This is a genomic window from Pseudomonas sp. KnCO4, assembly GCF_045344305.1.
Taxonomy (GTDB): domain Bacteria; phylum Pseudomonadota; class Gammaproteobacteria; order Pseudomonadales; family Pseudomonadaceae; genus Aquipseudomonas; species Aquipseudomonas anuradhapurensis.
Genome location: NZ_CP174199.1, coordinates 4,300,176 through 4,327,162, shown reverse-complemented (window position 1 = coordinate 4,327,162; position 26,987 = coordinate 4,300,176). Strand labels below are relative to the sequence as shown.

The 26,987-nt window shown below is 65.4% G+C and carries 25 protein-coding genes; 11 read left to right on the top strand and 14 right to left on the bottom strand.

Annotation, left to right across the window (positions count from 1 at the left end):
- Positions 1-6 precede the first annotated feature (6 nt).
- The gene (gene apbC, locus ACJA3S_RS20065) at positions 7-1,101 is read left to right on the top strand and encodes an iron-sulfur cluster carrier protein ApbC (RefSeq protein WP_225778983.1); all 1,095 of its coding nucleotides are present in this window, start codon (positions 7-9) and stop codon (positions 1,099-1,101) included.
- A gap of 135 nt (positions 1,102-1,236) precedes the next feature.
- Here the strand turns inward: apbC and ACJA3S_RS20060 are convergent, their stop codons facing one another.
- Positions 1,237-1,446 carry a cold-shock protein gene (locus ACJA3S_RS20060; RefSeq protein ID WP_003254922.1) on the bottom strand — a complete coding sequence of 70 codons (210 nt, stop codon included), beginning with the start codon at positions 1,444-1,446 and terminating at the stop codon, positions 1,237-1,239.
- A gap of 328 nt (positions 1,447-1,774) precedes the next feature.
- On the opposite strand from ACJA3S_RS20060, the gene dcd reads away from it, so the two are divergent.
- Positions 1,775-2,341 (top strand): dCTP deaminase, encoded by a 567-nt coding sequence (gene dcd, locus ACJA3S_RS20055; protein ID WP_003254920.1) that lies wholly within the window; start codon positions 1,775-1,777, stop codon positions 2,339-2,341.
- A 93-nt stretch (positions 2,342-2,434) separates the two neighbouring features.
- Positions 2,435-2,662, top strand: coding sequence for a hypothetical protein (locus ACJA3S_RS20050; protein ID WP_289130315.1), 228 nt, complete (start codon positions 2,435-2,437; stop codon positions 2,660-2,662).
- A gap of 6 nt (positions 2,663-2,668) precedes the next feature.
- Here the strand turns inward: ACJA3S_RS20050 and pdeM are convergent, their stop codons facing one another.
- From pdeM to ACJA3S_RS20010, 8 genes are all read right to left on the bottom strand, one after another.
- Positions 2,669-3,322: a ligase-associated DNA damage response endonuclease PdeM gene (gene pdeM / locus ACJA3S_RS20045; RefSeq protein ID WP_406819747.1), complete on the bottom strand. Its 654-nt coding sequence runs from the start codon at positions 3,320-3,322 to the stop codon at positions 2,669-2,671.
- Positions 3,319-5,772: a ligase-associated DNA damage response DEXH box helicase gene (locus tag ACJA3S_RS20040; RefSeq protein WP_406819746.1), complete on the bottom strand. Its 2,454-nt coding sequence runs from the start codon at positions 5,770-5,772 to the stop codon at positions 3,319-3,321. The genes pdeM and ACJA3S_RS20040 overlap by 4 nt, the downstream gene beginning before the upstream one ends.
- Before the next feature lie 67 nt (positions 5,773-5,839).
- Positions 5,840-6,955 (bottom strand): succinylglutamate desuccinylase/aspartoacylase family protein, encoded by a 1,116-nt coding sequence (locus ACJA3S_RS20035; RefSeq protein WP_406819745.1) that lies wholly within the window; start codon positions 6,953-6,955, stop codon positions 5,840-5,842.
- A gap of 133 nt (positions 6,956-7,088) precedes the next feature.
- Positions 7,089-8,747 carry an ATP-dependent DNA ligase gene (locus ACJA3S_RS20030; RefSeq protein WP_406819744.1) on the bottom strand — a complete coding sequence of 553 codons (1,659 nt, stop codon included), beginning with the start codon at positions 8,745-8,747 and terminating at the stop codon, positions 7,089-7,091.
- Positions 8,744-9,760: a ligase-associated DNA damage response exonuclease gene (locus ACJA3S_RS20025; RefSeq protein WP_406819743.1), complete on the bottom strand. Its 1,017-nt coding sequence runs from the start codon at positions 9,758-9,760 to the stop codon at positions 8,744-8,746. The genes ACJA3S_RS20030 and ACJA3S_RS20025 overlap by 4 nt, the downstream gene beginning before the upstream one ends.
- A gap of 99 nt (positions 9,761-9,859) precedes the next feature.
- The gene (locus tag ACJA3S_RS20020; RefSeq protein WP_406819742.1) at positions 9,860-10,201 is read right to left on the bottom strand and encodes a hypothetical protein; all 342 of its coding nucleotides are present in this window, start codon (positions 10,199-10,201) and stop codon (positions 9,860-9,862) included.
- Between the two features lie 104 nt (positions 10,202-10,305).
- Complete coding sequence (locus ACJA3S_RS20015; protein ID WP_406819741.1) at positions 10,306-12,747, bottom strand: penicillin acylase family protein; 2,442 nt, start codon at positions 12,745-12,747, stop codon at positions 10,306-10,308.
- 85 nt (positions 12,748-12,832) lie between these two features.
- Entirely contained in the window at positions 12,833-14,206 is a 1,374-nt protein-coding gene (locus ACJA3S_RS20010; protein WP_406819740.1) for a PLP-dependent aminotransferase family protein, read from the bottom strand.
- Positions 14,207-14,362: 156 nt separating this feature from the next.
- Between ACJA3S_RS20010 and ACJA3S_RS20005 the strand changes: the two genes are divergently transcribed.
- A complete protein-coding gene (locus tag ACJA3S_RS20005) occupies positions 14,363-15,583 on the top strand; it encodes an MFS transporter (RefSeq protein WP_406819739.1) in 1,221 nt (406 codons plus the stop codon).
- Here the strand turns inward: ACJA3S_RS20005 and ACJA3S_RS20000 are convergent.
- From ACJA3S_RS20000 to ACJA3S_RS19985, 4 genes are read right to left on the bottom strand one after another with little or no spacing between them, the layout of a single operon-like run.
- Entirely contained in the window at positions 15,561-15,758 is a 198-nt protein-coding gene (locus ACJA3S_RS20000; protein ID WP_003258907.1) for an SEC-C metal-binding domain-containing protein, read from the bottom strand. The genes ACJA3S_RS20005 and ACJA3S_RS20000 overlap by 23 nt on opposite strands.
- A 7-nt stretch (positions 15,759-15,765) precedes the next feature.
- Positions 15,766-16,248 (bottom strand): LEA type 2 family protein, encoded by a 483-nt coding sequence (locus ACJA3S_RS19995; RefSeq protein ID WP_406819738.1) that lies wholly within the window; start codon positions 16,246-16,248, stop codon positions 15,766-15,768.
- 2 nt (positions 16,249-16,250) lie between these two features.
- The gene (locus ACJA3S_RS19990; protein ID WP_225778972.1) at positions 16,251-16,727 is read right to left on the bottom strand and encodes a YchJ family protein; all 477 of its coding nucleotides are present in this window, start codon (positions 16,725-16,727) and stop codon (positions 16,251-16,253) included.
- 2 nt (positions 16,728-16,729) lie between these two features.
- Entirely contained in the window at positions 16,730-17,224 is a 495-nt protein-coding gene (locus tag ACJA3S_RS19985) for a DUF6231 family protein (RefSeq protein WP_170031857.1), read from the bottom strand.
- Between the two features lie 158 nt (positions 17,225-17,382).
- Between ACJA3S_RS19985 and ACJA3S_RS19980 the strand changes: the two genes are divergently transcribed.
- The 3 genes from ACJA3S_RS19980 to ACJA3S_RS19970 all read left to right on the top strand — a co-directional run bounded on the left by ACJA3S_RS19980 (position 17,383) and on the right by ACJA3S_RS19970 (position 19,320).
- The gene (locus ACJA3S_RS19980; RefSeq protein ID WP_406819737.1) at positions 17,383-18,075 is read left to right on the top strand and encodes an OmpA family protein; all 693 of its coding nucleotides are present in this window, start codon (positions 17,383-17,385) and stop codon (positions 18,073-18,075) included.
- Positions 18,076-18,293: 218 nt separating this feature from the next.
- The gene (locus tag ACJA3S_RS19975; RefSeq protein WP_406819736.1) at positions 18,294-18,569 is read left to right on the top strand and encodes a DUF1145 domain-containing protein; all 276 of its coding nucleotides are present in this window, start codon (positions 18,294-18,296) and stop codon (positions 18,567-18,569) included.
- Entirely contained in the window at positions 18,562-19,320 is a 759-nt protein-coding gene (locus ACJA3S_RS19970) for a collagen-like protein (protein WP_406819735.1), read from the top strand. Before ACJA3S_RS19975 ends, ACJA3S_RS19970 begins: the two co-directional genes overlap by 8 nt.
- A gap of 147 nt (positions 19,321-19,467) precedes the next feature.
- On the opposite strand, the gene ACJA3S_RS19965 is transcribed toward ACJA3S_RS19970, so the two are convergent.
- On the bottom strand, positions 19,468-19,932 hold the full coding sequence (locus ACJA3S_RS19965; RefSeq protein ID WP_406819734.1) for a CopD family protein: 465 nt from the start codon (positions 19,930-19,932) through the stop codon (positions 19,468-19,470).
- A 98-nt stretch (positions 19,933-20,030) separates the two neighbouring features.
- Here ACJA3S_RS19965 and dinG point away from each other — a divergent pair, with 98 nt between their 5' ends.
- From dinG to ACJA3S_RS19945, 4 genes are all read left to right on the top strand, one after another.
- The gene (dinG, locus tag ACJA3S_RS19960) at positions 20,031-22,175 is read left to right on the top strand and encodes an ATP-dependent DNA helicase DinG (protein ID WP_406819733.1); all 2,145 of its coding nucleotides are present in this window, start codon (positions 20,031-20,033) and stop codon (positions 22,173-22,175) included.
- A 79-nt stretch (positions 22,176-22,254) separates the two neighbouring features.
- Positions 22,255-24,489 carry a beta-galactosidase gene (locus tag ACJA3S_RS19955; protein WP_406819732.1) on the top strand — a complete coding sequence of 745 codons (2,235 nt, stop codon included), beginning with the start codon at positions 22,255-22,257 and terminating at the stop codon, positions 24,487-24,489.
- A gap of 253 nt (positions 24,490-24,742) precedes the next feature.
- Positions 24,743-25,888: a serine hydrolase domain-containing protein gene (locus ACJA3S_RS19950; protein WP_406819731.1), complete on the top strand. Its 1,146-nt coding sequence runs from the start codon at positions 24,743-24,745 to the stop codon at positions 25,886-25,888.
- A 99-nt stretch (positions 25,889-25,987) separates the two neighbouring features.
- Complete coding sequence (locus ACJA3S_RS19945; protein WP_406819730.1) at positions 25,988-26,971, top strand: OmpA family protein; 984 nt, start codon at positions 25,988-25,990, stop codon at positions 26,969-26,971.
- Positions 26,972-26,987 lie beyond the last annotated feature (16 nt).

The following is a 26,987-nucleotide window of genomic DNA, read 5'->3' as shown; positions in this document are numbered from 1 at the left end:
GTCTCCATGAGTGCCGTCACCCGTGCCGCCGTCGAAGGCGTGCTTCGCCAGTACACCGACCCCTATCTGAACCAGGACCCGGTCAGCGCCGGCTGCGTGCGCGCCATCGATATCCAGGGCGGGCAGGTCAGCGTGCAGTTGCAGTTGGGCTATGCCGCAGGGCTGTTCAAGAATGGCTGGGCCCAGGTGCTGCAGACCGCCATCGGCAACCTCGAGGGTGTCAGCAGTGCCCAGGTGTCGATCGACTGCGTGGTCGCCGCACACAAGGCCCAGGCCCAGGTGCCGGCCATGGCCAACGTCAAGAACATCATTGCCGTGGCCTCGGGCAAGGGCGGGGTGGGCAAGTCGACCACCGCGGCCAACCTGGCCCTGGCGCTGGCCCGCGAAGGTGCGCGGGTGGGTATTCTCGATGCCGACATCTACGGCCCCAGCCAAGGCGTGATGTTCGGTATCGCCGAAGGCACCCGCCCGCAGATCCGTGACCAGAAGTGGTTCGTGCCGATCAAGGCGCATGGCGTGGAAGTGATGTCCATGGCGTTTCTCACCGACGACAACACGCCGATGGTCTGGCGCGGGCCGATGGTTTCCGGTGCGCTGCTGCAACTGGTGACCCAGACTGCCTGGGACGACCTGGATTACCTGGTGATCGACATGCCGCCGGGCACTGGTGACATCCAGCTGACCCTGGCGCAGAAGGTGCCGGTGGCAGGCTCGGTCATCGTCACTACGCCGCAGGACCTGGCCTTGCTGGATGCCAGGAAGGGCGTGGAGATGTTCCGCAAGGTCAACATCCCGGTACTGGGCGTGGTGGAAAACATGGCCGTGCACATCTGCTCGAACTGCGGCCATGCCGAGCACCTGTTCGGTGAAGGCGGTGGCGAAAAGCTGGCGAGCCAGTATGGTGTCGACCTGCTGGCCTCGTTGCCGCTGTCGATGCTGATCCGCGAGCAGGCCGACAATGGCAAGCCGACCGCCATCGCCGAACCGGAAAGCCAGATCGCCATGGTCTACCAGGAGCTGGCGCGCCAGGTAGGGGCGCGGATCGTGCTGCAGGAAGCCGCTGCACCGGCGATGCCGAGCATTACCATCAGCGAGGATTGATGTTGGCTTGAGCCTGGTGGGGCCTGGGAGAGCGCGCGCCGCCCGCTCTCCCAGGCGCTACGAGGCTCAACTCATCAGGCATAAAAAAACCCGCCGGAAGGCGGGTTTTTTTGAAAGCTAAAAAGCTCGATCGACTTAGGCGATCTGAACTTCTTCAGCCTGCATGCCTTTCTGGCCGCGGGTAGCGACGAAAGTAACAGCCTGGCCTTCTTTCAGGGTTTTGAAGCCGTCAGCTTGGATGGCTTTGAAGTGCACGAACAGGTCATCGCCCGACTGAGGGGTGATGAAGCCGTAGCCTTTCTCATCGTTGAACCACTTAACAACACCGGATTGACGGTTGGACATTTTTCTGTCTCCTTGGACAATTTGATAACGGTCAGGAAAAACCCTGCCCGGGACTGAGCGCAAAGAGAGCAGAAAATTCAGCGATGGGCCGATCAGGATCGTGCATCAAACTAGAGATTCTCGGTGTCACGTGCAGCACAGTGGCGTCACCTTACCCCACTTTCCGCAACCTGCCAATGGTCAGAAGGCGCTTTAGGCGAATTCGGATCGACGGCGGCGCAACCCCCCGCCCGGCGCGGGATGAGGCATGGAACTTTAACCTGGGCGCGGGGACCGGTAAGATGCGCGTCTGGTTTTTCCCCTCGCAACTCTTCTAGGACATCCCGCCATGAGCATCAAATCGGACAAGTGGATTCGCCGCATGGCGCAGGAACACGGCATGATCGAACCGTTCGTCGAGCGCCAGGTGCGCGGCGAGCAGGACAACCGGGTGATTTCCTTCGGCGTCTCCAGCTACGGCTACGACGTGCGCTGCGCCGACGAATTCAAGGTGTTCACCAACATCAACTCGGCCACCGTCGACCCGAAGAACTTCGATGCCGGTAGTTTCGTCGACATCAAGAGCGACGTCTGCATCATCCCGCCGAACTCCTTCGCCCTGGCGCGCACCGTCGAGTACTTCCGCATTCCGCGTGATGTGCTGACCATCTGCCTGGGCAAGAGCACCTACGCCCGTTGCGGCATCATCGTCAACGTCACCCCGCTCGAACCCGAGTGGGAAGGCCACGTGACGCTGGAGTTCTCCAACACCACCACGCTGCCGGCCAAGATCTACGCCAACGAAGGCGTGGCGCAGATGCTGTTCCTGCAGTCCGACGAAGAATGTGAAGTGTCGTACAAGGACCGCGGCGGCAAGTACCAGGGCCAGCGCGGCGTCACCCTGCCGCGTACCTGAGCCGACAAGCGCGGGGAATTACCCGCGCCTTTGGCACTCCAACGGGATAATGCCGGTGCGCATGATGCGCAACGGCCTTGTCAGGAGCAGCCAATGAAACTCCATCCCGCAATCAGTGCCAAGCTGGCAGTCCTGCAGCCCAACCATGTGGGGTTGTTGTCCTGGTCACTGCTGGCGCACCCGCTGCCGATGCAGGCCGGGGGCGTGCCCCACCAGCCTGATCCCGATACGCCACAGCCGCCGGAGCCGGGCGAAACACAACCCATGGAACCAGGCGAGCCGACCCTGCCTGACGAACCGCCTCCGGGGCCTGTCGCCTGAACGTCGCTAAAGCGCCCAGACGCGCCCTGCACCGGCCAGGTAGACGCGGCTGGTAGCCGTCGGCGCAATTTCCCAGCCCCCGGTGAACTCGCCGAACGCCGGCAGCAGGCTGACCTGGCCATCGACCAGGAAGCACGGCAGGCGCAAGCGCTGCCGCGCCTTGCCGCGCAGGACGAAGACCGGGTGGACATGGCCTGCCAGCACCGGGTGGGTCGGATGAGGTCGCGGTTCGTGCTGTAGCGCGAAGGGTTCCAGCAGCCACGGTTCGTCCATCACTTCGATGCCGAGCGAAGCGGGTGGATCGCCGGCGTTGTGGTCATGGTTGCCGCGTATCAGCACGATCTTCACCGTCCTGTGTTGCTCGCGCCAGGCCTGCAACCTGGCCAGCGTCGCTGGCGCTCGTGCGGCGCGCGCATGCAGGAAATCGCCGAGGACGATCAGTTGCTCGCAGTCATGCGCGGCCAACAACGCATCCAGGCGGGCCAGCGTCGCTGCGGTGGTGCCGCGCGGTACCGGCTGGTGCAGGGCACGATAGCTTGCTGCCTTGCCAATGTGCACGTCGGCCACCAGCAGGGCACGGCGTGCCGGCCAGTAGATGGCCTTGTCGGGAAGCAGCCAGAGCTGCTGGCCACAGTGTTCGATGGGCAGTAGACCGGTCATCCACCGGTACCCGCTGCACGTTCCAGTTCGGCGACCATCCGTGCAATCCGGTCCGCCAGTTTCTCGGTGCTCAGGGTTTCGCGCATGCCCTCCACCAGCAAGGCAAACGCCAACGGCCCCGGGCGCTTCAGCACCTGCAGGTCGAGCCGCAAACGCCCCATTTTCAGCAATTGCCGATGCAGGCGCTCGATTTCCAGTTCTTCATTCAACACTTCGTCTCGCGCCTGGCCCAGCAGCAAGTTGCCGGCGTCATGCTTGCGGAAAACCTCGTAGAACAGGCCACTGGAGGCCTGGATCTGGCGCAGGCTTTTCTGTGCCGCCGGATAACCGCCAAACACCAGCCCGGCAATCTGGGCGATCTCGCGAAAACGCCGCAGTGCCATTTCCCCTGCGTTGAGGCTGGCCAGCACATCGTCCAGCAGGTGCTCGGTAGCCAGTGCCTGTGGCAGGTGGCTCGCCCAATCCACGTTGCTGGGGCTGAGCAGTTCGAACCCATAGTCGTTGACAGCGATCGAGACCGACAGCGGCTGCACGCGGCTCACCCGCCAGGCAATCAGGTTGGCCAGGCCAAGGTTGGCCATGCGCCCGGCGAACGGGTACAGGAACAGATGCCAGCCCTGGCGGGATTTGAAGGTTTCGGCCAGCAATGTGGTGGTAGACGGCAGCGCCGACCATTGCGCCTGCAAGGCCAGCAGCGGGCGCGCCACGCGCATTTCCGGGCCCTCGAAACGCCCTTGTGCTGCTGCATCCAGCTGGCCGACCAGGGCATCGGCCAGTTCGCTGGAGAGCGGCATGCGGCCGCCGTTCCAGCGGGCAACCGCGGCCTTGCGGGCGCTGCTGCGGCGCACGTAGGCGGTCATGTTTTCCACGCGTACCAGTTCCAGCACGCGCCCGGCGAACAGCAAGGTATCGCCAGGCCGCAGGCGGGCGATGAAGGCTTCTTCGACGCTGCCCAGGGTTTTGCCCCCACCGCCCTTGCTCCAGTACTTGAGTTGCAGGCTGGCGTCGCTGACGATGGTGCCGATGCTCATGCGGTGGCGACGTGCCAGGCGTTCGCTGGCGACCCGGTAAATGCCGTCGGCCTGGCGCTCGACCCGCTGGTAGTCGGGGTAGGCACTGAGCGAGCTGCCGCCATGGCAGACGAAGTCCAGCGCCCATTGCCACTGGCTGTCGCGCAACTGGCGAAAGGCCCAGGTGCTGCGCACTTCGTCAAGCAACAGTTCGGCGTGGAAACCACTGCCCAGGGCCATGCTGACCAGGTGCTGCACCAGCACGTCCATGCACAGGCGTGGCGAATACCGCGCCTCGATGTGCCCGGCGGCCAGGGCCTGCCTGGCGGCAGCTGCCTCGACCAGCTCCAGGCTGTGGGTGGGCACCAACGTAACCCGCGAGCGCCGCCCTGGCGCGTGGCCGGAGCGCCCGGCCCGCTGCATCAGCCGGGCAATGCCCTTGGCCGAGCCGATCTGCAGTACGCGCTCCACTGGCAGAAAGTCCACGCCCAGGTCCAGGCTGGAGGTGCAGACCACCGCTTTCAGGCCGCCCTGCTTGAGGCTGCGCTCCACCCAGTCACGGGTCGCGCGGGCCAGTGAAGCGTGGTGCAGGGCGATCAACCCGGCCCAGTCGGGGCGTGCGTCGAGCAGCGCCTGGTACCACAGTTCGGCCTGTGCCCGGGTGTTGGTGAACACCAGGCAGCTGCTACTGGCGTCGATCTCCTGGCACACCTGCTCAAGCATCTTCAGGCCCATGTGCCCGGCCCAGGGGAAGCGCTCGATGGCTGCCGGCAGCAGGGTATCGACCAGCAGCGGCTTGTCTTGCCTGCCTTGCACCAGCAGGCCACCCTGCGGCAGCAACACATCCAGCGCGTGCTGAAGGTTGCCGAGGGTGGCGGACAGGCCCCAGGTGGGCAGGCCAGGGTGCCAGCGGCGCAGGCGGGCCAGGGCCAGTTGCAGTTGTACGCCGCGCTTGTTGCCCAGCAGTTCGTGCCATTCGTCCACCACCACCAGGCGCAGCGTGGCGAAATCGTCGCGGGCCTGTGCGCGGGTCAGCAGCAGGGTCAGGCTTTCAGGGGTGGTGACCAGCACACTGGGCAGGCGTCGCGCTTGGCGGGCACGTTCGGCACTGCCGGTATCGCCGCTGCGCACGCCCACGCTCCAAGGCAGGCCGAGCTCGTCCAGCGGCGCCTGCAAGGCGCGGGCGGTGTCAGCGGCCAGGGCACGCATCGGCGTAACCCACAGTACCTGCAACGGCGCAGCCTGTCGCCCCTGGGCTTCGGCCTTGAAGGCGCGCAGCGCGGCGAGCCATACCGCGTAGGTTTTGCCGGCGCCGGTACTGGCATGCAGCAGGCCGGATTCGCCGCGTGCCACGGCGGCCCAGACACGGCGCTGGAAGGCGAACGGCTTCCAGCCACGCTTGGCGAACCAGGCACTGGCGAGGTCGGTGGCGGCGGGCATCGGGCATGGCGTCCTTGGCGGGCTGTGTTTCTACAGACAACCCGCCAGATGCAATGGTTTTACCTGATCAGTTGGCCAGCAGGTAGCCGCTGCGGCATACCTGCTCACCGGCCACATGGGCGATGACCATGCCGGCGGTGGCCATGCGCCGTACACTGCGCGCATACAACAGGCCGGGCTGATCGTTGCGCACGGCAGTCACGCGGTCGCTGAGCGGGTCGATCACTTCGGCAATCAGCTGGCCAGCCTCGAGGGTTTGCCCTGGCTTGGCGTGGTACACCAGCAGCCCGCCCAACGGCGCGACCACAGGCTCGACCGCGGCCAGTGGGGTCGCGGGGCTGCGCAATGCGGGCAGGGCGGCATGGGCGCCTGCGATGACCCCGCTGTAGGTCAGGAAGTCGAGGATCGCCTGGCAGTCCTTGCTGGCCAGGTCATGGCTGACATCGGCCTGGCCGCGCAACTCGACAGTCACCGAGCAGCAGCCCAACGGAATCGGGAAGCGCTTGCCGAAGCGCTGCTGCAACTGCCACCAGACCAGGCTGAAGCACTCATCGAACGACTGCCCGCCCGAGTCGGTGGCCAGCAGGCTGGCCTGCGCGCCGAGATAGCGGGCCAGGGGCTCGATCTGCACCCAGGCGTCCGGGGTGGTGTACAGGTGCTCCACAGCTTCGAAATCGCAATGCAGGTCCAGCACCATGTCGGCATCGCAGGCCAGGCGCTGCAGGATCAGGCGCTGGGCTTGCAGCGGTGTGCGCGCAGGGTGCGCATCCAGGCCACGGCGCAGGTACTCGCGGATCAAGGCGAGATTATGCGCCGGGTCCTGGGTCAGGTGTTCTTCGATCTGGTCGCCGATGCTGTCCGACAGGTCGACGAAGTTGCGGTTGAAGTTCTCACCGCTTTGCAGTTCGAAACGCCCCAGCGGTGCGTCCAGCAGCACCTGTTCCAGGCCGACCGGGTTGGCCACGGGTACCAGGATGATCTCGCGCTGCAGGCGGCCTTGCTGTTCCAGTTCAGCCAGGCGGCGCTTGAGGTGCCAGGCCACCAGCATGCCCGGCAACTCGTCGGCATGCAGCGAGGCCTGGATATACACCTTGCCGCCACCGCGGGGGCCGAAGTGGAAGCTATGCAGCTGGCGGGTGATGCCCGGAACGGGGGACAGCAGGTCGTGGGTTGAATGGTGCATGGTCGTCCTGATGGCGTGGCGAAAACGGTCTGCGACACGGGTCGGCACACAGATAGAAGCATAGATTGCGTGACTGCGCCTCATCCGCTATCTGTTGGGTGAGCGCGCGGGCTGGTTCGCGGTGCGAATTGTCTCAAGCCAGCAGGGCCTGCAGGGTCGCCAGGTCGTCCGCCTCTTCGACCGGCTTGTCCAGCCGCCAGCGCAGCATCCGCGGGAAGCGCACGGCAATGCCGCTCTTGTGCCTCCGGGACAGGGCGATGCCCTCGAAACCCAACTCGAATACCAGCGTCGGTGTCACGCTGCGTACCGGGCCGAAGGTTTCGACCGTGGTCTTGCGGATGATGGCGTCGACCTTGCGCATCTCTTCGTCACTCAGCCCTGAATAGGCCTTGGCAAAAGGAACCAGCGCCCGCCCCGGGGTGCCGGCCGGCGCGTCCCACACGGCGAAGGTGTAGTCGCTGTACAGGCTGGCCCGCCGGCCATGGCCGCGCTGGGCATAGATCAGCACGGCATCTACGCTGAACGGGTCGATCTTCCACTTCCACCAGGTGCCCATGTCCTTGGTCCGCCCTACGCCATACAAGGCCTCGCGCTGCTTCAGCATCAAGCCTTCCACGCCCAGGCTGCGTGACTGTTCGCGCTGGCGGGCAAGGTCGGCCCAGTCCGGGCCTTCGAGCAGCGGCGAGAGCAGCACCGGGGCCAATGGCTGTGCCTCGAGCACCCGTTCCAGCTGCCGACGGCGCGCGTGCTGCGGCCGGCTGCGCCAGTCCTCGCCCTGCCATTCCAGCAGGTCGTAGGCCTGCAGGACCACCGGCGCATCGCTCAGCAGCTTCTTGCCCAAGGTCTTGCGGCCCAGGCGCTGCTGCAACAGGGCAAAAGGCTGTACCGCCAGCTGTTCCGCCGAGCTGCCCGGTTTCCATACCAGGATTTCGCCATCGAGCACGACCCCGTCGGGCAGGGTCTGCGCCAGGCTGTGCAGCTCGGGAAAGCGCTCGGTGACCAGTTCCTCGCCGCGCGACCAGACCCACAGCTGGCCGTCGCGTTTGACCACCTGGGCGCGGATACCGTCCCACTTCCATTCGATCTGCCAGTCGCTCGGTGGGCCGAGCACTGCATCAAACTGTTCGCTCGGCACTTGCAGAGGGTGGGCCAGAAAGAACGGGTAGGGCTGGCCGCCACGCTGGCCATGCTCATCGTCTGACGGCGGGGCGACCAGGGACTGGTAGCTGGCGGCGGTGGGGCGGTGGCTGGTGTCGGTGTAGCCGACCAGGCGCTGGGCCACGCGTTTGGCATCCAGCCCGGCCAGTTGCGCCAGGGCACGGGTGACCAGCAGCTTTGATACGCCAACGCGAAAGCTGCCAGTGATGAGCTTCAGGCACAGCATCAGGCTGGGGCGGTCCAGCTGGGCCCACAATGGCGCCAGGCGTTGCTGCAGCTGATCGACGGGCAGGCCGCGCAATGGCAGCAGATGGTGTTCGACCCAGTGGGCCAAGCCATCGTCGCTCGCGTGATGGCTTTCCGGCACCAGCAGGGAAATGGTTTCGGCCAGGTCGCCAACGGCCTGGTAGCTTTCCTCGAACAGCCAGTCCGGCAGCCCGGCCAACGCAGTGGCCAGTTCGCGCAGCACCCGGGTCGGCACCAGTTGGCGCGGCCGACCACCGGCCAGGAAGTACACGGCCCAGGCGGCATCCGCAGCTGGGGCGGTGCTGAAGTAGTCACGCAAGGCCTGCAGCTTGGCAACGCTGGAGGTGGTCGCATCCAGCCTCAGGTACAGGTCGGCGAACGCTTTCATGCGTTTGGCTCCGTGGCGACAGCGTCGTCTTCCTCGCCGTATTCGGTCGCGAAGGCGCGGGCATCGAGGCCTTGTTCGTTCAGGTAGCGCACCAGCACATTGACTGACCCGTGGGTGACCATCACCCGTTCCGCGCCGGTCTGGCCGATGGCCCAGAGCAACCCCGGCCAATCGGCATGGTCCGAGAGCACGAAGCCACGGTCCACCCCGCGCCGTCGGCGGGTGCCACGCAACAGCATCCAGCCACTGGCGAAGGCATCGCTGTAGTCGCCGAAACGGCGCATCCAGCTGCTGCCACTGGCCGAGGGTGGGGCCAGGACCAACGCCTGTCGCAGCAGCGGGTCGTTGCGCGGGATATCACCGGCGTAGCGGGTCTCTGGCAAGTACACGCCAGCTTCCCGATATACCCGGTTGAGCGGCTCGACGGCGCCATGCACGAGGATCGGGCCAATGCTGGCGTCCAGCCCGTGGAGGATCCGCTGGGCCTTGCCGAAGGCGTAGCAGAACAGCACGCTGGCTTTGCCCTGTGCACAGTTGGCGCGCCACCAGGCATTGATCCCGGAGAGAATTTCGCCTTGGCTGGGCCAGCGGTAGATGGGCAGGCCGAAGGTCGATTCGGTGATGAAGGTGTGGCAGGGCACCGGTTCGAATGGTGCGCAGGTGGCGTCCGGCTCCACCTTGTAGTCACCGGAGGCGACCCAGACCTCGCCCTGGTACTCCAGGCGCACCTGCGCCGAGCCCAGGACGTGCCCGGCCGGGTGCAGGCTCAGGCTAACGCCATGGTGCAGCAGGCGTTCGCCGTAGGGCAGGGTCTGCAAATTGATGTCCTGGCCGAGGCGGCTGCGCAGGATGCCGGCGCCAGGGCTGGCGGCCAGGTAATGGCGATTGCCGATGCGGGCGTGGTCGCCGTGGCCATGGGTGATCACAGCTCGGTCCACGGGCCGCCACGGGTCGATATAGAAATCACCGGGCGGGCAGTACAGGCCTTCGGGGCGGGCGATGACGAGGTCCATGGCTCTACGTCTGGGATAGGGCTTGCTAGCTCAGAGTGTCGAGGGCCGCGGCAAGTTCGATGTGTGAGGGCAACCCTCTCGAGGGCTGCCCGGACCGCGTCAGGAAATAGCGATCTTCCAGCCCGACTTTCTGGCGTCTTCGATACTGATCTTGGCAACGCGGGAGATGTTCAGGCGTTTGCCGTCATGCATCAGGTAGGGAGCGGTACGGAAGTGATCCCATACAGTGTCGGCGCTGCCTGGCCGCAGGTCCTCGGTGTCATAGGTGATTTCCAGCTTGGCTGGCGAAGTGACAGCAGGGGCGCTGGCATCTCCGTCGCTGAGCATGCGGTAGTCGGCGATGGCGGTACCTACCCAAAGTTGTGCATTGACGGTAGCGCCAGCTGGAACTTTGAGCGTATCCGGCCAGGAAATTTCAATTTTCAGGGTTTCTGTAGCCATGTTCATCATCCTCTTGATGGAAGTGTGCCGCAGCTGTCGGGGAACAGTGCGGCACCGAGGATGCTAGGTAGCTGGCCGGCTGCGGATCAGCAGGAAACGGTCCACTAGCGGCCAGGCACCAACGTCAGACGCTGATTGCCATACGCCCGCCCAAAGTTCTGCTGCTGCAGCGGCAGGCTCATGAAGCGCCCCTTGAACCAGGCATCCAGCCCGTCGCTGTAGTGTGTGCTGGCTGGGTTGCCGGACTGTCCACTGCTGGTCAGCACCTGCAACGGCTCGGCCTGGCCGAAGTCGACGATCATCCGTGCCGAGGCCGGCAGGCGGGTATCGAAGTCGCTGCCCCAGGCGTAGGGCGTCAAAGCCAGGGTGGTGAAATCACCACCGGCAGCCTGCGGCGAGCGGCTGATGGCATCGCCCAGGCCGTGGTAGGCCGGTGCCGGCCAGCGGTACTGGTGCAGCTTGCCCCACTGCCAGGCGCGGCGGTCGGCCCCCAGTTGCGTGGTGCCCGCGTCGATGGCGCCAGCCAGGCTGCGCGCCAGGATGGCCGGCTTGTCTTCTTTCTGCGGGGTGTTGCGGTCATCCCAGAACGGGCTGTCGTCGCGCCCCAGCAGGTGGTCGGCCTGCGCCGAGAACGACAACCGCGCATTGCTGACGAAGGCCTGCCAGGCCGGGCTGGATTCCGGCCCGAGGTCGTCGAGGAAGGTCTGTCGCGCCACTTCCTGGAGGAACAGTTGATACAGGGCGGCATCGGCCGACACCGGGCTCAGGCGGCCATCGAAGGCCTTGAGCCGGGCCAGCGCGTCGCGGGCCTTGTCACGCTGGGCGGCGGGCAGGGCGTCGATTGCCTGCTGCAGCGGCTGGGCCATGCCCGGGGCATCGAACACCTGCTTGAGCTTGTCGGCCAGCAGGGTGACCTGGTCGTTCTGCAGGGCCATCAGGCTGCGGCTGTCGTGGCGCCCATTGCCGGCCAGCTGAGCCAGGCGTTCGGCCCGCTCGGGGTAGTACCAGGTGCTGGACAGTTGCATGCCATAGCCGCGCGGCAGGCTGCGCTGGTTGGCGTGGCCGATCCAGCCGGCTGGCGGGTCCTGGTCGTAAGGGTGCAGCATCGGGTCGGCAAAGCCGTCCCAGTCGTAGCGGCCGTCCCAGCCCGGCGATGGCAGCAGCCCCTGGCCTTCGCGGCGGTTGGGGTAGCGACCGCTGACTTGCCAGCCGATGTGCTCGGGCTCGGCAAAGACGAAGTTGAGGGCGGCGGCAGTCACTTCACGGGTACTGTCGAAGGCGCGCTCCACGCTCTGGGCGCGGGTCAGGTCGAACAGCGCGTCGAGGCTGCGATCTTCCTTGAACTGCGGCAGGTTCAGCGCCAGGCCCAGGCTGGCATTGCCCGGTTGCGCCAGCAGGGTGCCGTGGCGAGTGTCGTACATCACTTCGCGCAGCGGGCGCTGGCCGCGGACGAAGAAGGTTTCGCTACGGGCGCGGGCCGGCAGCCATTTGCCGTCGGCCAGGTAGCTCACCTGGCTGCCCTGATGACGCAGTTGTTCCAGGTACAGGTCCTGGTTGTCGGCCATGACCGCGCTGCTGCTCCAGGCCAGCTTGCCGTTGTAACCGGCCAGCACGATGGGCAGGCCGGGCAATGACAGCCCGGCCACCTGGTACTTGCCGGTATGGATCTGCACCGGGCTCAGGGCCCAGGCGGCGCGGCTGTCGCTGGCCAGCAGGCTCTTGCCGCTGCGGCTGCGCTGTGGCGCCAGGGCCAGGTTGGCTGAACCGGGGCTGCCCAGCAGGTCAAGGTCGGCGAGCTTCTGGCTGGCGGCGGCCAGGGCTGGCAGGCCAGGCAACTGGCTGGCCAGGTTCAGGCCCTTGAGCTTGTCTACTTCTGCTTCGGCCAATGGCTCGTCCGGGGCGCCGGGCAACAGCCAGGCCAGCTTGTCGCTGCCGGCTTTCTGCGCCAGGACCAGGGCACTCAGTTCTTCCTGCAGGTTCACTGACTGGCTGAAGGCGTACAGGCTGAAGATCAGCGCCGAATCCTCGGGCTTCCAGTATTCGGGGCGATAACCACTGCTGGCCAGGCCGGCCGGCAGCCTGTCGCGATAGCGGAACAGGTAAGCGTTGACCCCGCGTGCATACACCTCGAAAAAGCGCTTGAGCCGTGGCGATGCTTCGGCGTACTGCTGGGCGGCGCTCTGCTTGAGGTTGGCGGCGCGCATCAGCCGGTCGATGTCCAGCGCGTCGCTGCCGGCCAGTTCGGCCAGGCGGCCCTGCGCCAGAAGGCGCATGGCCACCATCTGTTCGATACGGTCGCCGGCATGCACGTAGCCCAGGCTGAACAGGGCGTCGTGGAAGCTGCTGCTTTCGATCAGTGGCGCACCCATCGCATTGCGCCGTACCGAGACGTTCTGCGCCAGGCCCTTGAGCGGCTGCACGCCACTGGCCGGTGGCACGCTGCCCTGGTAGCCGCCCGTCTGGCAGCCGGCCAGCCCGAGCATGCCGAGCAGCGTGGCGGCGGTTACGAACCGCGGGCGGAAGGGGGGGAAGGCGGGGGCGGCCATGACAAGGGCTCCTGCAAGGCGTGGCGGTTTTGGAAAGGCGCTAAGGTAGTAAGCGCGCAGGCGCCATGCAAGGTCCTTGGGCGCTTTATTTGCCTGCGCCGGTACAAACCTTGAAGTGCATGGCCAAGGCATCGGAAAAATGCGTGCAATTGATGCGTGCATGGCCTTGATAGTCCCGGCTCACGGCAAAGGCCGAGCCCGGCATCAGGAGTACCTTGTGCTGCTCCAGGCGCTGCATGAACGGCTGCAGGTCGGCCAGCTCAGGGTGATAGACCCACAGGAACATACCGCCTTGCGGCGTTACGTCGAACTGCCAGCCACGCGCCCGCAACAATTGCTGGGTTTGCGCCTGCTGGCGGATCATGCGCTGTTGCAGGTCTTTCATGTGCCGGGCATAGGTGCCATCGGACAAGATGGTGTTGACGAAACGTTCGCAAAACGCCGGCACGGCAACGCAGGTCAGCAGTTTCAGGCGCGTCAGCGGTTCGATCAGCGCCGCCGAACAAGCGATATAGCCCACGCGCAGGGACGCGGACAGGCACTTGGAGAAACTGCCGATGTAGATGACCCGCTCGAGGTTGTCCAGTTCGGCGAGGGTCTGGCGCATGCCCGGGCTGAAGTCGCCATACACGTCGTCCTCGACCACGAAGAAGTCGTGCTCCGTCGCCAGGCGCAGGATGCCGAAGGCGATGTGCGGGCTGATGTTGCCGCCGGTCGGGTTATGGAAGTTGCTGTTGCAGAAGAACGCCTTGACCTTGTGCCTGGCCAGTTGGGCTTTCATGTCTTCCACGTCCGGCCCGTCCTGGGTACGCCGCACGCCAAGTACCTGGCCACCGGCCAGCTGGATCAGCTTGATCAGGTTGCCATTGCCGGGCTCGTCGACCAACACGTGATCGCCGGGCTTGATCAGCAACCGCGCGACCAGGTCCAGTGCCTGCGTGGCGCCCAGGGTGGTCAGCAACTGGCTGGGGCGGGCTTCGATCCGGGTCAGGCGCTGCAGGTGCATGCACAGTTGTCTGCGCATCGGCAGGTAGCCCTGGATGTCGCCATATTCCGCCAGTGAGCTCTGCTCCAGCCGCGCGGTGCGGCGTATCGCCTTGGCCAGCAGCTCGGTGTCCCGCCAGGCCGGTGGCAGCCAGCCGCTGCCGAGCTTGGTGTAGTGCCGGCCACTTTGCAGCAGCGTGAACAATGGGTCGTCGGCCATGCCTGCCGGGGGCTCGGCAGGGCCGGTATCTGATGTACCTGGCTGCCGGCTGCTACAGGCGACAAAGTAGCCGCGGCCTGGGATGGCGGTCAGCACACCTTCGCTGACCAGCCGGGCATAGCTGGAGACGACATCGTGATAACTGCAGTCAGCCGCCGCGGTCAGCTTGCGGATGGACGGCATGCGCTGGCCAGGCAGCCATTCGCCGGCTTCGAGGCGCTGTTTCAATTGGTCATGCAGGCTGTTCGGGCGCATGGCGGGTCCGCCGACTGTTAGAAAAAGCAGCCTAACAGTTAACCGGAAAGTGCGTCGACTGTTTGCGTTTCAGGGCGCGGCAGGTGCCACCATGTACCCGTCGGTGCCGTTGCAGGGTGCCGGATACGCGACTGTCCACCCACCTGAGCACATGCCATGTCGAGCACACTTCCGCGGCGCACTTACCTGTATTTCACGGCGCAATCGATCAACCTGACGACAGCGGTCATGTCGGTGACCATGGCTGCCACTGTCGGGGCGGCGCTGGCGCCTGCCAGCACCTGGTCCACTGTGCCTTACGGCTTTCAGTTCCTGTGCATGATGCTGGCCACCTACCCGGTCTCCAGGCTGATGGGCCGTATTGGCCGCAAGCGGGCATTCATGCTGGGCTCGATACCTTTGGCCGTGTCCGGCATTACCGGCTACCTGGCGGTGCAGCAACAGCACTTCGCGACCCTGGTGATCAGCCACTCGGCGTTGGGTATCTACATTGCGTTCGCCAACTTCAACCGCTTTGCCGCTACCGACAACCTGGCACAGAGCCTGAAGCCCAAAGCGCTTTCCCTGGTTGTGGCCGGCGGTGTGATGGCTGCCGTAGTTGGGCAAGCACTCACCGAGTGGCTTCGCGACGTTGGCGGCTACCCGCTGTTTTCGCTGTGTTACGCCGCTTTTGTCGGCCTGGCGGCGATGTCCTTGCTGATTGCCGCCTGCCTGCCCGGCGAGGCCACAGGGGCGATCCAGGAGCCAGCAAAAAAACCATCTGCTGCAACCAGCGAACCGCTCAGCCCGGTGCTGGTCGTGGCCATGGCCGTGGCCGCGCTGGGCTATGGGGTCATGAACTTGCTGATGATCCAGGCTTCCATGCATATGAAACACCTGCATGAGGATTTCTCCGACGTGCGCCTGGCGATTCAATGGCATGTGATTGCCATGTTCGCCCCGTCGTTCTTCACCGGCGCCATCATCCACAAGCTCGGGATCAGGGCCACCCTCTGCGCCGGCCTGGGCCTGTTGATCGGTTGCACGGCCATGAACCTGTGGTCACACAGTTACGCGATGATGACCTTGTCGTTGATAGCCCTTGGCCTTGGCTGGAACCTGACCTACGTGGGCGGCGGGGCGTTGCTGGCGCAAACGCTGCAGCACAGCCCGTCGGCCATGCGCATGCAAGGGAAGAACGACCTGGCCATCGCCCTGTTCGCCACCGTTGGCGCATTCACCCCGTCGCTGTTGCTGGGCTCGGTCGGCTGGAAGGGTACCAATGCCATCTGCATGGCACTGTGCATCGTGCTGCTTCTGGCCTGTGGCCATGCACTGCGCGGCCCGCTGGCGGGGCGCGCACGTGCTGTTCAGGTCAGGCGCCGTGGCACTTCTTGAACTTTTTCTGGCTACCGCACGGGCATGGGTCGTTACGGCCAACGTCCTTCAGGGCGTTGCGCACCGGCTCCTGGTGGCCGTGGTTGCAGTGCGGGCCGTGAACGTGGCCATGATCGTGGTGGTGATCATGGTCGTGGTTGCAGTCAGGGCCATGAACATGGGGTTGCTGGGACATTGCAAGGTTACTCCGGGTGGTAATCGCCGGGGATTATCTCACCACTGCGCGACAAGTGCAGGTCCCGATGCATGAGCAAGCCGGTCGCCAGTTCGCCCTGCAGGCTGTAGTGCAGCGGCTGATCGCTCTTGAGCAGCTTGGCCAGTGCTTTCAGGTGCTGCCACAGGTTGGTTCGCGCGGTGATCTTGAAGGTACGCCGGGCATGCCCGCCGACACTGCGCCACAGGCTGGTTTCGTCCTGCACCAGCAGCAGGTCGTTGAGGCGTATGGCATAGGACAGGTTGCGGATGAACAGGCGGCTGTCATTCGGGTTGACCACCTGCAGGTGCAATACGAATTCCTGTTCCAGCAACCTGGCCTTGACCGTCTCGACCTCGACCAGGTGCACCTCGGGTTCGCGCCAGTCATCGCCGCCCCAGCTGCTGCAGCCCGCCAGCAGGGCCAGGCAGGCGAGCAGCGGAGCGAGCAGCAGGCGGGCGGGGGCGATCATCTTCAGCTACCTACGTAGCTGGCGCAGCATTTCTTGAACTTCTGGCCGCTGGCGCAGGGGCAGGGATCGTTGCGCCCGGCCTTGAGCCCGACCGTCGGGTCGATGAAGTACCAGCGCCCGGCATGCTGGACGAAGGCCGAACGTTCGCGGTGCTGGTGATCGCCCTCCTGGTCGTGCCAGCGTGCGGTGAAGGTCACAAAGGCATGTTCAGGCTGGCCGCCCAGCACTTCTGCCGCTTCGACCTCCAGGCCGAGCCAGGTGCTCTGGGCACTCCAGGCGGCCATGGCGGCACGGTCCAGGCCGGCTTGCTGGGCCGGCAGGGTGGTGGCCACCAGGTAGTCGACCAGGCCCAGCACATAGGCACTGTAGCGCGAGCGCATCAGCGCCTGGGCATCCGGCGCCGGGGTGCCGGCATGGTAGTGCCCGCAGCAGGCGTCGAGCAGGTTGCCACTGCCGCAAGGGCAGACCGAGACACTCATCATCACCACCAGTACTTGCCAAAGTTTTCCGGGTTGGCCCAGAACTTGGCATTCAGCCAGTCCGGTACCTGCTTGTAGTCATGTAGATCATAGGTGAACAGGCTCAGGACCTGCTCGTCCCGGCAGAATTTCTCGCTGGCCGACAGGGCCAGGGCGAAGAAATCGGTGTCCTGCCAGCCACAGGCGGCCAGGTCGGCCAGCACTGCAACCCGGCTGGCATTGAGATTGCGCACTCCGCCGAGCAGTTCCAGGCCGGTGCGCTTGGGCAGATGCTCCAGGCAGTCCACCAGCAGTGCCAGGTCAAAGCGCTGCGCCGCCAGTTCAGCCGGCAGCGGGCCAGGGGCAGCTGTGGCGATGGTCACCTGCGGGTGCGCCTGGGCGAAGGCGTCCAGTGCCGGAAAGCGCGTGCCCACCAGCAGCAGGCGTTGCGGGGTGAAGCGCTCGAGCAGGGCGGCCAGGGCCTGCTGCGGGGTGCGCTGGGAAAAGCGGTCGTTCATTGCAAGTCCTCTTCAAGTCGTCCAAGACTAGCGGGCCACAGCGTGTGGGCAAAGAGGCATGTGACCGCGTCGTGGCTTATTGCTGGCAGGGATGGCATGCGCGGTCTTTACTCCGAGAGATCGGCCTTATGCCGATTCCCCCTAGGAGAAGCAGAGAAATGAGCATAGTACGCACAGCGATACCCCTGGTTCTGCTCACCAGTGTGTTGACTGGTTGTGCAGGTTTGCAAAAGACCGACTGGCCGAAATGTGCTGCCGTCGGGGGTGTAGGCGGCGCTGCCTTGGGCGCCATCGAGAGTTCCAGCTGGGCTGGCTGGGGTGCCTTGGTGGGCGGCAGCCTGGCGGCAGGCTACTGCTGGGTGCATGGCGATGGCGACGAGGACGGCGACGGCGTGCCGGACAGCCGTGACAAGTGCCCCGGCACGCCGCGCGGCGTGCAGGTGGATGCCAATGGTTGCCCGCCTGAGCCGGCACCGGTGGTCGAGGAAGTGGTGGTGCAGAAGGAAGAGGTCATCGTCATCCGCGATGTGCACTTCGAATTCGATTCTGCGCGCCTGACCGCCAGCGACAAGGAGCGCCTCAACACTGTTGCCACCCGGCTCAAGCAGGAAGCACCGTCCGCCCGTCTGAGCGTCAGCGGTCACACCGACAGCGTCGGCTCCGACCAATACAACCAGAAGCTGTCCGAGCGGCGTGCCCACGCGGTGACCGATTATCTGGTCCAGAGCGGTGTGCCGCGCAGCAGCTTCGTGTCGGTGGTCGGCGCCGGTGAAACCCAGCCGGTGGCAGACAACGCCACGGCCGAGGGGCGTGCCATGAACCGCCGTACCGAGATCAAGATCCAGCGCTAGAGCGCCTGCGCCCGTGCCTTGAGCGGTGGCACGGGCGTGTCTGGCGGCGACAGCCGCTCGTGGCCAGCGGCACTGTCGGTGGCATGCCTGCAGGCGACGGATGGCGCGGCCTCTCCATCAAACGGCGCTGGCGCCTGCCTTGGCATTGCAGTTAATGTGGTTCGCACGGCCCGCTCGATCGGGCGTCTCGACATAACAACAAACCATGGGAGCGGGATATGAAGTTCATCCTGGGCCTGGGCAAGGTCCTGACGGTCGCATTCTGGGGCGTGGTGTTTTTCAATCAGTTGATGCCGCAACCCTTGCCGTTCAATTTGCTGATCAATGCTGCGGGAATTGCCTTGCTGGGCCTGCACTTGCTCGAAGTGCTGTTCTTCAATGGCAGCCTGCGCGGGCGCAGCCATCGCTGGTTCGATCGGTTGCAGATCCTGTTGACGGGCATCTTCCATGTCATGTCCATCCCCCGTGCGCAGGAGGCGCCGCGAAATGCGTAATCTGATGTTGCTGGCCATGCTGGCCGTTCCGCTGGCACAGGCCGAGAGCCTGGAGGTGGCAGCAAACTCCATGCTGCGCCTGCCAAACAAGTCGGCCACTGTGCACCTTGCGCAGTTGCACGTGGCCGATGCCGCCACCCTGTTGTTGCCGGCCACGCTGGCGGAATTGAAGGTCGACCAGCTGCTGTTGGGGCGGGACGCGCGTATCGCCATTGCGCCGTCCGACAGCCCGTTGCTGATCGAGGCGCGCAGTGCACGGCTGGCCGAGGGCAGCGAATTCAGTGCGCCAGGCGCGGCGGGCACGTACCAGCGGGCCGCGCGCTCAGGGCGTAGCCTGGACCTCAAACTGGCTGAACTGGATGCCGAGCGGCTGGCGATCGATGCCCGTGGTGGCGCGGGTGCTCCCGGGTACGTGGGGCTCGATGGCGCCAACGGCCAGGCCGGCGGCTGCACCTGGGGCCAGGCCAGCCGTGGTGCCAATGGCGACGACGGCGGCAACGGCCATGATGGCGCACCGGGTGGGCGCATTCGCCTGAGCGTGCCGCAGGGCTTCCCGCAGGAGCGCATCGTGGTGCGCCTGGACGGCGGCGCAGCGGGCAAGGCCGGGGCGCCAGGCAAGGCCGGTAAGGGCGGGGCCAGCAAGGGCTGCCTGGTGTACAGCACCGAGGCCGGGGCCAATGGCCGCCCGGGGCAGCCGGGTCAGCCAGGGGCGGCGGGGGCAACCGGTGAATTGATCCTGCAACACCTGTAGAAGCCATACGGCACCCCCTGGTAGGAGCGGCCTTGTGTCGCGATGGGCTGCGCAGCAGCCCCACAAATCAATGCGAAAAGGCTGAAATCGGGGGCTGCTGCGCAGCCCATCGCGACACAAGGCCGCTCCTACAGGGGGCGCAGCCTGTCAGGCCATCAGGCGCGAACTGGCCACGGCAACCACCGCCAGGCCCAGCAGCAGGTTGATCCCCACCAGCCGCCGAATCCGCCCGAGTACCGCTGCACCCGCCGGCCAGTCCTCGGCCTTAACGGCTGCTTTCAGTTCCGGCAGCAGCAGCGCCTGGACGCGCATGAACAGGGCGAACATGGCGATGCCGCCACCTATCATCACCTGCACGTACTTGGGTGCGGTCTCGAAGCCGCTGAAGCGCATGTGCAACATGCCGATACCACTTATCGCCAAAATCGCCACGGCCAGCCAGACCCAGCCGAAGAAGCGTCGGAACACTTCCACCCACAAACGCAGGCGCGCAGGCCCTTCCAGGGCTGCAACCGTTGCCGGGCGCAGTACCAGCCAGGCGAAGAACATGCCGCCAACCCACACCAGGGCGGCCAAAACATGCAGTGTGTAGGGCAGGGCAAAGGCAAGCATCCGGATCTCCATGCGGCAGAAAGGGCGAGAGCGGGGTATGATAGCCGCCCCATGCGAAACACTGAAAATATATCCAGCCCACCGGGCGCCTGCAGACCATGATCAGCAACGAACTCAAAGCCACCATCCAGGGCGCCTATACGCGTTTTCTCGAAGCCAAGGGCCTCAAGCCGCGCTATGGCCAGCGTCTGATGATCGCCGAAGTGGCCAAGGTGCTCGGCGACATCGCCTGCGACGACGAAGGCCGTCGTGCCGGCGAACCGGCCGTGGTGGCGGTGGAGGCAGGCACCGGTACTGGCAAGACGGTGGCCTACAGCCTGGCCGCCATTCCGGCTGCCAAGGCCGCCGGCAAACGCCTGGTGATCGCCACGGCGACCGTGGCGTTGCAGGAGCAGATCGTGTTCAAGGACCTGCCCGACCTGATGCGCAGCAGCGGGCTCAACTTCAGCTTTGCCCTGGCCAAGGGCCGCGGCCGCTACCTGTGCCTGTCCAAGCTCGACATCCTGCTGCAGGAAGGGCACGCCCAGTCGGCCACCGCCCAGCTGTTCGAGGAAGAAGGCTTCCGCATCGAGGTCGACGAGCGCAGCCAGAAGCTGTTCAACAGCATGATCGAGAAGCTTGCCGGCAACCGCTGGGACGGCGACCGCGACAGCTGGCCGGAAGCCCTGGAAGACCAGGACTGGGCCCGCCTGACCACCGACCACAGCCAGTGCACCGGCCGCCATTGCCCGAATTTCCAGCAGTGCGTGTTCTACAAGGCGCGCGAAGGCATGGGCAAGGTCGATGTGATCGTCACCAACCATGACATGGTCCTGGCCGACCTGGCCCTGGGCGGCGGTGCGGTATTGCCCGACCCGCGCGATACCATGTACGTGTTCGACGAAGGCCATCACCTGCCGGACAAGGCCATTGGCCATTTCGCCCATTACTCGCGCCTGCGTTCCACCGCCGACTGGCTGGAGCAGACTGCCAAGAACCTGACCAAGCTGTTGGCCCAGCACCCGCTGCCCGGCGACCTGGGCAAGTACATCGAGCAGGTGCCCGAACTGGCGCGGGAGGTGCGCACCCAGCAGCAGTTCATGTTCACCCTGTGCGAGCAGGTTGCCGATTTCCGTCCCGGCGAAGACAACGAAGGCCGTGAGCGCCCACGCTACCGTTTCGAAGGCGGCGTGGTGCCCGAGCAGATTCGCGAAGTGGGCATCGAGCTGAAAAAGGGCTTCGCCCGCCTCAACGACCTGTTCACCCGGCTGGCCGACCTGCTCAAGGAGGGCATGGACGGCGAGGTCAACATCGGTATCGCCAGCCACCAGGCCGAGGAGTGGTACCCGCTGTTCGGCAGCCTGGTCACCCGTGCCCAGGGCAACTGGGAACTGTGGACGGCGTTTACCGCCGAAGACCCCGAAGACAGCCCGCCCATGGCCCGCTGGCTGACCTTGGCCGAAAGTGGCGCGCTGTTCGACATCGAGGTCAACGCCAGCCCCATCCTCGCCGCCGATATGCTTCGCCGCAGCCTGTGGAATGTCGCCCACGGCGCGCTAGTGACATCCGCGACGCTGACCGCATTGGGCAAGTTCGACCGCTTCCGCATGCGCTCGGGCCTGCCGCGTGATGCGGTCACCTGCGTGGTACCGAGCCCGTTCGTGCATGGCGATGCCGGTTTGCTGCGGGTCCCCGACCTCAAGGCCGACCCGCGCGATGCCACGGCGCACACCGCCGCGATCATCCGCGAGTTGCCCGGCATCGTCGAGGATGCCCGTGGTGCGCTGGTGCTGTTCTCTTCACGCAAGCAGATGCAGGATGTGTTCGACGGCCTGGACCGGGACTGGCGCAAACTGGTGCTGATCCAGGGCAACCTGTCCAAGCAGGAAACCCTGAACAAGCACAAGGCGCGGGTCGACGATGGCCAGCACAGCGTGCTGTTCGGCCTCGCCAGCTTTGCCGAGGGGGTCGATCTGCCGGGTGCCTACTGCGAACACGTGGTGATTGCCAAGATTCCCTTCGCCGTACCCGACGACCCGGTCGAAGCGGCATTGGCGGAGTGGATCGAGGCGCGCGGTGGCAACCCGTTCATGGAAATTGCCGTGCCCGATGCCTCGCTGCGGCTGATCCAGGCCTGTGGTCGCCTGCTGCGAACCGAACAGGATCGCGGCGTTATCACCTTGCTTGATCGGCGGCTGGTCACCCAGCGCTATGGCAAGGCTATTCTCAATGCGCTGCCGCCGTTCCGGCGGGAGATTGCCTGACTGCCGGAGTACTTGCTCCGGCGCGTTGTCCATTACTCAGTCGTGGGCCATGAAGGCCCTGAAGGAGAGCCTCAGCCTTATGGTCCGCCGCACCTTGCCCGCCGTTCTCGCCTTGTTGTTCAGCTCGCCCTTGCTGGCGGGGCAGCAGACGCTCTTCAGCTTCGTGCGCCCAGCCTCGGTGGTCAATGTGCTGACCGAGGATGCCGGCATGCCCCAATACAATGCGGAGCAGACGGCTGAAGGCGAAGTGTTGCGACGTGTGGTGTTCAACCCGGCGCAGCGGCCAACCCTGCGCCTGAGCCCGCAAAGCGGGGTATGGGACTGGTCGGCGGGGCAGTTCCTGACCTTGCGTCTGCAAAGCGCAATGGACTGGGCGCTGACCGTGGATGTCACGGTGCAGGGCAGCGATGGCAGCGCGCTGACCAGTCGCATCGACTTGCCGGCCGGCCCCGCCCAGACCGTGATGGTACCGCTGACGGCGCGCTCGCCGCTCAGCCAAGGCATGCGCGCTGGCCCACCGATGCCCTGGACCCATGAGGGCCAGCGCTTGTTGCTGGCCAGCAGCGCCGGTGCGGTAGACCTCAAGCAGGTGGCCTCGGTCAGCCTGAGCATCCCCAGTCCCAAGGTGGCACAGAGCTTGTTGATCGAGCGGGTTGGCATCCAGGATGACGACCAGGCTTACCAGGCGGCCTATCGTGAGCTGATCGATGCCTATGGCCAGTCCACGCGGGGCCATTGGCCAGAGAAAGTGGTTAACGACGAACAACTCAAGGCAGCCGATACGCGTGAGCAGCAACAGCTCAAGAGCTGGCTCGCAGAACGTGGCAAACAGCAACTGGATGCCTACGGGGGCTTGCTGGCCGGGCCGGCGTTCGAGGCCAAAGGCTTCTTCCGTACGGAAAAGCGCGATGGCCGCTGGTACCTGGTGACACCGGCGGGGCATCCGTTCTACTCGTTGGGGGTGAATGCCGTGGCCGCGGATGGCGGGCGCACCTACGTCACTGGCCGCGAGAGCATGTTCAAGGCCTTGCCGGGCGAAGGTGATGCACTGGCCGCCTTCTATGGCGAAGGCAACAACGACGACGGCAACGCCTCATCACAAGGGCGCCATTTCAAGCAGGGGCGCTGGTTCGACTTCTATGCCGCCAACCTGCAGCGCACCTATGGCAAACCCTGCCCGCCGGCAGCAGACGGGCAGCCGGCCAACTGCCCACCGCCAGCGCTGGATGCCGCCCGCTGGCAGGCGCACGCGCTTGACCGGCTGCAGGCCTGGGGGTTCAACACGCTCGGCAACTGGAGCGAGCCGGCCCTGGGCCAGGCCCGGCGCATGCCGTACACCTTGCCGCTGTCGATCGTGGGCGATTACGCCAGCATCAGCACCGGCATGGACTGGTGGGGCAGCATGCCCGACCCGTTCGACCCACGTTTTGCCATGGCCACCGAGCGCGCCGTGGCCATTGCCGCCCGCGATCACCGTGACGACCCCTGGCTGATCGGCTATTTCGCCGACAATGAACTGGCCTGGGCCGCCCCGGGCAGTGATCCCAAGGCACGCTACGGCCTGGCCTACGGCACGTTGCGCCTGACCACCGATGTGCCGGCCAAGCGCGCCTTCCTCAAGCAGTTGCGCGACAAGTACCGCAACCAGGAGGGGCTGTCCAAGGCCTGGGGCATCGAACTGAGCGCCTGGGAACTGATGGAGGATCCGGGCTTCGAAGCGCCGCTGCCCAACCCGGAGCACCCGGAAATCGAGCGTGACTACCAGTATTTCCAGCAGGTGTTTGCCGAAACCTACTTCAAGACGATTGCCGACTCGTTGAAGTGGCATGCGCCGAATCACCTGTTGCTGGGGGGGCGGTATGCGGTCAGCACGCCCGAGGCGGTCAAGGCCTGCGCCGAATTCTGCGATGTGCTCAGCTTCAACTTCTATACGCTCAAGCCGCAGGATGGCTACGACTTCGCCAGCCTGGCCGAGCTGGACAAGCCGGTGCTGGTATCCGAGTTCCAGTTCGGCTCGCGTGACCGTGGGCCGTTCTGGCCGGGGCCGCTGGAGCTGGCGCGGGAAGAGGAGCGTGGCCCGGCCTACGGCAATTTCCTCAAGGCGGCGCTGGCACAACCGATGATCGTCGGCGCGCACTGGTTCCAGTATCTCGATCAGCCGGCCAGCGGGCGGTTGCTCGATGGCGAGAACGGCCATCTCGGGCTGGTAGCGATCACCGACATGCCTTATCCAGGGTTTGTCGAGGCCGTGCGCAAGAGCAACCTGCAGGCCATGGGCCAGCTGCGCGCCGAGCTGGAAAAGCCTGCCCCATAACCCAAACAGGCCTGCGTAGGAGCGGCGTTGTGTCGCGAAAGGGCCGCAAGGCGGCCCCGGCAATCTCGGCACCACGCGACACCCATGGCTGCTGCGCAGCCCATCGCGACACCAGGCCGCTGCTCCTGGAGGGGACGTGGTGCGTCTGTGGCACCATTCGTCGCGACCACCCAGCCCAAGCCAGTTTGCAAAACGCCAAACTACTGAAACAATGCACACCATTTTTCGGAAATGGTCGTACGGAGAACAGCGGGTGCAGATCCAGGGTCACTATGAGCTGAAATTCGAAGCCGTGCGCGAGGCGTTCGCCGCGCTGTTCGATGATCCCCAGGAGCGTGGCGCCGCGCTGTGTATCCAGGTCGGTGGCGAAACCGTCGTCGACCTATGGGCCGGCAGTGCCGACAAGGATGGCCAGCAGGCCTGGCACAGCGACACCATCGCCAACCTGTTCTCCTGTACCAAGACCTTCACCGCGGTTACCGCCCTGCAGCTGGTCAGCGAGGGCAAGCTGGCCCTGGATGCTCCGGTGGCCAACTACTGGCCGGAGTTCGCCCAGGCCGGCAAACAGGCTATCACTCTGCGCCAGCTGCTCAGCCATCGTGCCGGCTTGCCGGCCATCCGCGAGTTGCTGCCGGCCGAAGCCCTGTATGACTGGCAGGCCATGGTCGCTGCCCTGGCCGCCGAGACGCCCTGGTGGGCACCTGGCACCGAGCACGGCTATGCCGCCATCACCTACGGCTGGCTGATCGGCGAGCTGATCCGCCGCGCCGATGGTCGTGGCCCTGGCGACTCGATCGTGGCCCGTACTGCACGCCCGCTGGGGCTGGATTTCCATGTCGGCCTGGCCGACGAAGAATTCTACCGTGTGGCGCATATCGCCCGTGGCAAAGGCAACCCCGGGGATGCCGCAGCGCAGCGCCTGCTGCAGGTGACCATGCGCGAGCCCGAGGCGCTTTCGACCCGTGCCTTTACCAATCCGCCAGCCATCCTGACCAGCACCAACAAGCCAGAGTGGCGGCGCATGCAGCAGCCGGCGGCCAACGGCCATGGCAACGCGCGTAGCCTGGCGGGCTTTTACGCCGAGCTGTTGGATGGCAGCCTGCTCGAATCCGAACTGCTCGATGAACTGACCCGTGAGCACAGCCTCGGCCAGGACCGTACCTTGCTCACCCAGACCCGTTTCGGCTTGGGTTGCATGCTCGACCAGCCCGAGGTGGCCAATGCCACCTTCGGCCTCGGCGCGCGCGCCTTCGGCCACCCCGGTGCCGGCGGTTCGGTCGGTTTTGCCGACCCGGAGTACGATGTCGCCTTCGGCTTCGTGGTCAATACCCTTGGCCCATACGTGCTCATGGACCCACGGGCCCAGAAGCTGGTGCGCGTGCTCGCAGGCTGCCTTTGATCGGGTAATGCGGGTATTGCCGCATCCCTTTGACTATCCTCAATGCCAATGCCTGAAGTGTGTGGGCAAAATCTCTTTCTATTTCATGGTGTATCGCTGATGTCTTCACATAAAACCTTAGCACTCGCCCTGTGCCTGACCGCCGTTACCGGCTGCGCCAGTCACCCCCAGGACGCCTCGAAGGACAGCGGCTCGAGCTGGTGGCCCTTCGGTTCGGACAAGGTTGCCGAGCAGGAAGTGAAGCAAGCCGTTACTGAAAACGTGGCCAAGGCCGACGCCAAGTCCGAGAGCGCCAGCCGTTGGTGGTGGCCATTCGGTGGTGAACAGAAGCAGGCCAAGGGGCCGGTGGTGCCCAAGATCGACGAGAAGGCCACCCAGGCCTGGCTGGACGAATACGAGCCCAAGCTGCGTGAAGCCATCAAGGGCAGCAAGCTGGAGCTTGAGCGCCGCGATAACGTGCTGGCCGTGACCCTCCCAGTGGACAGCTCGTACAACCCTGACCGCCCGAGCATGCTGTTGCCGATGTCCCTGGGCCCGATTACCCGCGTGGCCAAGACCGTCGAAGGCGATACCAAGACCGCCGTGCTGGTGCTCGGCCATGCTGACAGCAGCGGTGCCGCTGCGGCGAACCAGAAGCTCAGCCTGGAGCGCGCCGCTTCGGTGTCGGCCATCTTCCGCCTCAGCGGCCTGCAGCGTGACCGCCTGAACCTCAAGGGCATGGGCTCGGTCATGCCGCGCGCGGCCAATGACAGTGCCGAGGGCCGCGCCTTGAACCGTCGCGTGGAAATGCTGCTGACTCCGCAGAACACCATGGTTGCGCTGTTGGCGAAGTACCAGCAAGCCGCCCCGGCCCCGGCGCCAGCCTCGATGGTGGCGGTGCAGGACACCAAGGCCCCAGCCGCCAAGGCTGCCGACAGCAAGCCGGCGGCCAAGGCTGCGGCGAAGAAGCCTGCCGCCAAGGCCAAGGCCAAGGCGCCAGCCAAGACTGCGGCCAAGAAAAAAACCGCCCCGGCCAAGCCCGTGGCCAAGAAAGCTACCGCTGACAAGAAAGTAGCTGCCAACAGCCCTGCGAAGACCAACTGATCGTCAAGGAACGCAG

Coding starts and splice junctions, on each gene's coding strand:
- ACJA3S_RS20035 (WP_406819745.1), bottom strand. CDS start 6,955: ATGCACCATTCAACCCACGACCTGCTGTCCCCCGTTCCGGGCATCACC.
- dcd (WP_003254920.1), top strand. CDS start 1,775: ATGAGCATCAAATCGGACAAGTGGATTCGCCGCATGGCGCAGGAACAC.
- ACJA3S_RS19995 (WP_406819738.1), bottom strand. CDS start 16,248: ATGATCGCCCCCGCCCGCCTGCTGCTCGCTCCGCTGCTCGCCTGCCTG.
- ACJA3S_RS20010 (WP_406819740.1), bottom strand. CDS start 14,206: ATGCGCCCGAACAGCCTGCATGACCAATTGAAACAGCGCCTCGAAGCC.
- ACJA3S_RS19980 (WP_406819737.1), top strand. CDS start 17,383: ATGAGCATAGTACGCACAGCGATACCCCTGGTTCTGCTCACCAGTGTG.
- ACJA3S_RS20005 (WP_406819739.1), top strand. CDS start 14,363: ATGTCGAGCACACTTCCGCGGCGCACTTACCTGTATTTCACGGCGCAA.
- ACJA3S_RS19970 (WP_406819735.1), top strand. CDS start 18,562: ATGCGTAATCTGATGTTGCTGGCCATGCTGGCCGTTCCGCTGGCACAG.
- ACJA3S_RS19975 (WP_406819736.1), top strand. CDS start 18,294: ATGAAGTTCATCCTGGGCCTGGGCAAGGTCCTGACGGTCGCATTCTGG.
- ACJA3S_RS20050 (WP_289130315.1), top strand. CDS start 2,435: ATGAAACTCCATCCCGCAATCAGTGCCAAGCTGGCAGTCCTGCAGCCC.
- ACJA3S_RS20040 (WP_406819746.1), bottom strand. CDS start 5,772: ATGCCCGCCGCCACCGACCTCGCCAGTGCCTGGTTCGCCAAGCGTGGC.
- pdeM (WP_406819747.1), bottom strand. CDS start 3,322: ATGACCGGTCTACTGCCCATCGAACACTGTGGCCAGCAGCTCTGGCTG.
- ACJA3S_RS20015 (WP_406819741.1), bottom strand. CDS start 12,747: ATGGCCGCCCCCGCCTTCCCCCCCTTCCGCCCGCGGTTCGTAACCGCC.
- ACJA3S_RS20000 (WP_003258907.1), bottom strand. CDS start 15,758: ATGTCCCAGCAACCCCATGTTCATGGCCCTGACTGCAACCACGACCAT.
- ACJA3S_RS20030 (WP_406819744.1), bottom strand. CDS start 8,747: ATGAAAGCGTTCGCCGACCTGTACCTGAGGCTGGATGCGACCACCTCC.
- ACJA3S_RS19955 (WP_406819732.1), top strand. CDS start 22,255: ATGGTCCGCCGCACCTTGCCCGCCGTTCTCGCCTTGTTGTTCAGCTCG.
- ACJA3S_RS20025 (WP_406819743.1), bottom strand. CDS start 9,760: ATGGACCTCGTCATCGCCCGCCCCGAAGGCCTGTACTGCCCGCCCGGT.
- ACJA3S_RS19985 (WP_170031857.1), bottom strand. CDS start 17,224: ATGAACGACCGCTTTTCCCAGCGCACCCCGCAGCAGGCCCTGGCCGCC.
- dinG (WP_406819733.1), top strand. CDS start 20,031: ATGATCAGCAACGAACTCAAAGCCACCATCCAGGGCGCCTATACGCGT.
- ACJA3S_RS19990 (WP_225778972.1), bottom strand. CDS start 16,727: ATGAGTGTCTCGGTCTGCCCTTGCGGCAGTGGCAACCTGCTCGACGCC.
- ACJA3S_RS20060 (WP_003254922.1), bottom strand. CDS start 1,446: ATGTCCAACCGTCAATCCGGTGTTGTTAAGTGGTTCAACGATGAGAAA.
- ACJA3S_RS19945 (WP_406819730.1), top strand. CDS start 25,988: ATGTCTTCACATAAAACCTTAGCACTCGCCCTGTGCCTGACCGCCGTT.
- ACJA3S_RS19965 (WP_406819734.1), bottom strand. CDS start 19,932: ATGCTTGCCTTTGCCCTGCCCTACACACTGCATGTTTTGGCCGCCCTG.
- apbC (WP_225778983.1), top strand. CDS start 7: ATGAGTGCCGTCACCCGTGCCGCCGTCGAAGGCGTGCTTCGCCAGTAC.
- ACJA3S_RS20020 (WP_406819742.1), bottom strand. CDS start 10,201: ATGGCTACAGAAACCCTGAAAATTGAAATTTCCTGGCCGGATACGCTC.